The organism is Mycobacterium sp., from assembly GCF_040398885.1.
Lineage (GTDB): Bacteria > Actinomycetota > Actinomycetes > Mycobacteriales > Mycobacteriaceae > Mycobacterium.
This window is the reverse complement of record NZ_JBBATF010000192.1, coordinates 1-4770: the sequence shown is the minus strand read 5'-3', so window position 1 is coordinate 4770 and position 4770 is coordinate 1. Positions and strand designations below refer to the sequence as shown.

The following is a 4770-nucleotide window of genomic DNA, read 5'->3' as shown; positions in this document are numbered from 1 at the left end:
CTGACCGAGCAGCACAACGCCGACGTGATCCGCGATGCGCTCAAGGACGCCCTCGGGGTGAACTGGCGGGTGCGCTGCGAGGTCGGTGGCGCGGGGGACCGCGTGCCCGCGGCCGAACCGCCTCCGCCGCAGTCGCGGCCCGACCCGGCCGACATCCGGCGCGCCGAGGAGGACGCCATGATCGCCGCGGCCCGGAACGACGACACCGAGGCCGGGCCCCGCCGGGATCCCGATGAGACGGCGCTGGAATTGCTCAAGACCGAGTTGGGTGCCAAACCGATCAACTCCTAAGGCCACGGCATACTGGCAAGGGTGACCCCGCTGCAGCGGTACATCGCCGAAGAGATCGTCACCGACCACCTCGACGGTCTGCTCTCGCGCCGCGAGGCGCTGCGCCGACTGGCACTGCTCGGTATCGGCGCCGGCGCCGCCTCGACACTCATCGCCGCGTGCGGGTCCAACCGCCCGGCTGCGCAACCGGCCCCCCCGGACACCGGCACGACGCAACCCGGCGGTCCGGCTTCCCCGGCCGGGCCGCCGCCGGGGATGGACACCGCGCTTCCCACCCAGCCGATCAGGTGGGCGGGCCCCCGCGGGCAGTTGCAGGGCGCGTGGGCGGCCGCCAAGGAGCCCCGCGGCGCGGTTCTGGTGATCCACGAGAACAAAGGGCTGAACGACTGGGTCCGCTCGGTGGCCGGGAGGCTGGCCGGTGCCGGTTACTCCGCGCTCGCCATCGACCTGCTGTCCGAAGAGGGCGGTACGGCAAGGTTTTCCGACCCGGCTCAGGCGACCGCCGTGCTGGCCAAGGTCGACCCGCAACGCTTCGTCGCCGACTTGCGCAGCGGCCTGGACGAACTCGCCCGCCGGGTGCCCGACCGCAAGCTCGCCGCCGTCGGTTTCTGCTTCGGCGGCGGGCTGGTGTGGCAACTGCTGGCCGCCGGGGAGCCCCGCCTGGCGGCGGCGGTGCCGTTCTACGGGCCCGCGCCGGACATGCCGGACTTCACCGGCTCGAAAGACGCTGCGGTGCTGGGGATTTACGGTGCCCTCGACGAACGGGTGAACGCCTCAGAGCCCACCGCCAGGGCGGCGCTGGAGGAGTCCGGCATGGTCTTCGAACTGGTCACCGAACCCGGCGCCGATCACGCGTTCTTCAACGACACCGGCAAGCGCTACAACCCGACGGCCGCGGCCAACGCGTGGAAACGACTGCGGGACTGGTTCTCCGAGCATCTGTCCTGACGGCTACGCTAGGCGCGAACCGCCGGCCAGGCCGGCCGCGCGGGCTGCCGCATCAACCGAGGAGCCGTGAATGGGACGGGTCAGCGCCTCCAGCAGCATCCTGATCGACGCCGAGCCGACGAACGTTCTCAACGCGATCGCCGACTACCGGACCGTCCGGCCGAAGATCCTCTCCCCGCACTACAGCGAGTACCGGGTGATCAGGGGCGGTCAGGGCCGGGGCACGGTCGCGGCGTGGAGACTGCAGGCCACCGAGTCCCGTTCACGGCAGGTGGAGGCCGCTGTCGACGTCGCCGGCCGCACCGTCATCGAGAAGGACGCCAACTCCTCGCTGCTGACCAACTGGACCGTCGCCCCCGCCGGGCCGGGGTGCAGCGTCACCGTCAGGACCACCTGGAACGGGGCCGGCGGCGTCAAGGGTTTCTTCGAGAGGACCTTCGCCCCGTCGGGGCTCAAGAAGATCCAGGCCGAGGTGCTGGCCAACCTCAAAAAAGAGGTCGAGAGGGCCTGAGGGGGACAGCCGGGTCAGGTGGTCCGGGACGGCTGGGTCTGCAGGAACGCGACGATGCCCTTCACCACCGCGTCGGCGTACTTCTGCCGGCCCTCGTCGCTCTGCATCAGCGTCGAGTCGATCGGGTTCTTCATGTTCCCCAGCTCCACCAGGATCGACGGGAACTGGGCCAGGTTGAGCCCGGCGATGTCGGCCCGGGGGTTCAGCCCGCCGGCCCCGATGTAGGTCGACGGCGGGATGCCGGAGGCCGCCAACTGGTCGCGCATCATGCGGGCGAACCGCACCGACGGCCCGGCCTGCGCGGCGTTGAGCGGCGGGCTGGAGTACAGGACGTGGAAACCGCGGCCGGTGGGCGGCCCCCCGTCGGCGTGGATGGACACCACGGCGTTGGGCTTGAGCGAGTTGGCCATGGCGGCGCGTTCGTCCACACACGGCCCGACCTGGTCGTCGTTGCCCCGGGACATCGCGGTGCGCACGCCCAGCTGGGTCAACCGCTGGCGGATCAGCAGCACAGTTTCCCAGTTGAAGGTGTGTTCGGAGAACCCGCTGTCAGTGGCGGTGCCGGAGGTCTGGCAGTCCTTGGTGCCGCCCCGCCCGGTGGGCACCTGACGGGTCATCGAGGCGTCGTTGGCGCCGTTGTGGCCGGGATCGAGGAACACGATCATCCCGGCGATGCCGCCCGGCGCGGCGTGGGTCACCGGCGCTGCCAGCGACGACGCCGCGAGCGTCGTAGCCGAGCAGGCCAGGGCCACGACACGGAGGGGGGCGAAGGTCGGCACGGGCGTCACGGTAGTCGCTCGCGGTCTAGGCTTGAAAGTCACCGGCGGCCTTCGACACCAGCCGCAACGAACTCGAGACCACAACGCAAGGAGACCGTCATGCAACCCGGTGACCCAGGCGATCTGGGAGCCTTCGGGCTCCAGGTCCCCCCGCCGCAGCAGCAGCTTTCCCCCGAGGCGGTTCAGGGTCTGCAGCAACTGCAGGCGGCGCTCATGCAGGCCCACCAGATGCAGCACCAGCTGATGGAAGCTCAGCAGCGCATCGTCGCGACCCAGGTGACCGGCCAGGCCGGCGGCGGTCTGGTGGAGGTGACCCTCAACGGCAGCGGTGAGGTGCTCGCCGTCCGGATCGACCCGCAGGTGGCCGATCCCAATGACGTCGAGACGCTGCAGGACCTCGTCGTCGGCGCATTCACCAACGCCGCCGAGACCATGCGGGAGACCGCCAAGGAGATCCTCGGCCCGCTGGCCGCCGCCGCCGGGCAGCAGCAGCCGGGGCAGCAGCAGCCGGGGTACTGACTTGTTCGAGGGGCCCGTCCAGGATCTGATCGACGAACTCGGCAAACTTCCGGGGATCGGGCCCAAGAGTGCGCAACGGATCGCCTTCCACCTGATCTCGGTCGAGCCACCGGACATCGACCGGCTCACCGCGGTGCTCTCGCGGGTGCGCGACGGAGTGCAGTTCTGCGAGGTGTGCGGCAACGTCTCCGATGCCGAGCGTTGCCGGATCTGCAGCGACGCCCGCCGCGACGGCACCCAGGTCTGTGTGGTGGAAGAGCCCAAGGACGTCCAGGCCGTCGAACGCACCCGGGAGTTCCGGGGGCGCTATCACGTGCTGGGCGGCGCGCTGGATCCGCTGTCCGGCATCGGCCCCGAGCAGTTGCGAATCCGCCAGTTGCTCAACAGGATCGGGGAACGCGTCGACGGCGTGGACATCACCGAGGTGATCATCGCGACCGACCCCAACACCGAGGGCGAGGCCACCGCCACCTACCTGGTTCGCATCCTGCGCGACATCCCGGGCCTGACCGTCAGCCGGATCGCCTCGGGTCTGCCGATGGGCGGCGATCTGGAGTTCGCCGACGAGTTGACCCTCGGCCGCGCCCTCTCCGGCCGCCGCGCGATGGTCTGAACCCCCCGCCCTCTCTTTTCCGCCCAAACTCACAAACGGGCGGGAAAGTGCGAGTAAGACGCACCATTTCGTCGGTTTCGGGAACATGTCGGACTCTGAGGGCACGATGCCGCCATGGTTGAGGTGTTCATAGGCAGAGAAGCCCTCGGAGACGGGATGACCCGTCACGATCTGCGGCGCTGGTATCGCCCGATGTTCCGCGGGGTGTACATCCCCAAGGGCGCTCGGCCCTCGCTGGCCGACCGCGCCACTGGCGCATGGCTGACCTCCGGGCGCTCGGCCGTGATCACCGGAGTCGCAGCGTCGGGCCTGCACGGGGCGGACTGGGTCGATGACACCGAACCGGTCGAGATTCTCGTCGACGAGCGCCGCCGCCAGTCCGGCCTGGTCGTCCGAATGGACCGGTACACCGACGATGAAGTCACGGCGGTCAGCGGCCTGCCCGTGACGACGCCTTCGCGCACGGCCTTCGATCTCGGCAGGCACCAATCCCGTGCCGGGGCACTGGGCCGGATGGATGCCCTGATGCGGGCCGCCCCCTTCAGCGCCGCTGACGTCGTCGCGCTGATGAATCGTTACGGGCCCGCCAGGGGTACCCGTCAGCTCCGCGAATTGCTGCCGCTTGTCGACGCCGGCGCCGAGTCCCCTAAAGAGAGTTGGCTTCGGCTGTTACTCGTCGACGGCGGCTTGCCGATCCCCGAGACCCAAATCCCCATCCTCGAGGGTGGCTACCCGGTTGCCTTTCTCGACATGGGCTGGCGGGCGATCAAGCTCGGCATTGAATATGACGGCGATCAGCACCGCACCGATCGTCGCCAGTACGTCAGGGATCTCCGACGCCTACCGATGATCGAGGATCTTGGCTGGGAGATGATTCGGGTGATCGCCGAAGACCGGCCGGCGCAGGTATTGCACCGGGTGCGTGAGACTTTCGAGCGGCGCGGCGGCCTCGAGATCGACGAAATGGCGCGATCCACTCGTACTTCTGCTGCGTAATGTCGGTTTGGGCGAAAGGGCGCTGGGTCACGAGCGGCGGGGGGCCGCCAACCGCTCCCGTCGCAACCGCTCGACCTCGGGCAGGTCCAGGGGCTCCAGCGGCCCGACCACCC

Annotated in this window: 6 protein-coding genes and 1 pseudogene; 6 read left to right on the top strand and 1 reads right to left on the bottom strand. The window is 69.6% G+C overall.

The annotated features are described in order from the left end of the window. The 3 genes and pseudogenes from ADBZ5U_RS14375 to ADBZ5U_RS14365 form a co-directional block, all read left to right on the top strand. Positions 1 to 291 (top strand): annotated as a pseudogene (locus ADBZ5U_RS14375) (DNA polymerase III subunit gamma/tau); the annotation flags it as partial. Positions 292 to 312: 21 nt separating this feature from the next. After that, positions 313 to 1239 carry a dienelactone hydrolase family protein gene (locus ADBZ5U_RS14370; protein WP_526811307.1) on the top strand — a complete coding sequence of 309 codons (927 nt, stop codon included), beginning with the start codon at positions 313 to 315 and terminating at the stop codon, positions 1237 to 1239. Positions 1240 to 1309: 70 nt separating this feature from the next. Further along, positions 1310 to 1750: an SRPBCC family protein gene (locus ADBZ5U_RS14365; RefSeq protein ID WP_526811305.1), complete on the top strand. Its 441-nt coding sequence runs from the start codon at positions 1310 to 1312 to the stop codon at positions 1748 to 1750. A 14-nt stretch (positions 1751 to 1764) separates the two neighbouring features. Here the strand turns inward: ADBZ5U_RS14365 and ADBZ5U_RS14360 are convergent, their stop codons facing one another. Then, complete coding sequence (locus ADBZ5U_RS14360) at positions 1765 to 2529, bottom strand: Rv3717 family N-acetylmuramoyl-L-alanine amidase (protein ID WP_526811303.1); 765 nt, start codon at positions 2527 to 2529, stop codon at positions 1765 to 1767. A gap of 189 nt (positions 2530 to 2718) precedes the next feature. Between ADBZ5U_RS14360 and ADBZ5U_RS14355 the strand changes: the two genes are divergently transcribed. The 3 genes from ADBZ5U_RS14355 (at position 2719) to ADBZ5U_RS14345 (ending at position 4657) form a co-directional block, all read left to right on the top strand. Then, complete coding sequence (locus ADBZ5U_RS14355) at positions 2719 to 3048, top strand: YbaB/EbfC family nucleoid-associated protein (protein WP_526811309.1); 330 nt, start codon at positions 2719 to 2721, stop codon at positions 3046 to 3048. 1 nt (position 3049) lies between these two features. Next, positions 3050 to 3661 (top strand): recombination mediator RecR, encoded by a 612-nt coding sequence (gene recR / locus ADBZ5U_RS14350; protein ID WP_526811301.1) that lies wholly within the window; start codon positions 3050 to 3052, stop codon positions 3659 to 3661. A 114-nt stretch (positions 3662 to 3775) separates the two neighbouring features. Beyond that, positions 3776 to 4657, top strand: coding sequence for an endonuclease domain-containing protein (locus ADBZ5U_RS14345; RefSeq protein ID WP_526811300.1), 882 nt, complete (start codon positions 3776 to 3778; stop codon positions 4655 to 4657). The last annotated feature ends 113 nt before the right edge of the window (positions 4658 to 4770 follow it).

Excerpts from the sequence above, each read along its gene's own strand:
- ADBZ5U_RS14345 (WP_526811300.1), top strand. The coding sequence starts at position 3,776 with ATGGTTGAGGTGTTCATAGGCAGAGAAGCCCTCGGAGACGGGATGACC.
- ADBZ5U_RS14365 (WP_526811305.1), top strand. The coding sequence starts at position 1,310 with ATGGGACGGGTCAGCGCCTCCAGCAGCATCCTGATCGACGCCGAGCCG.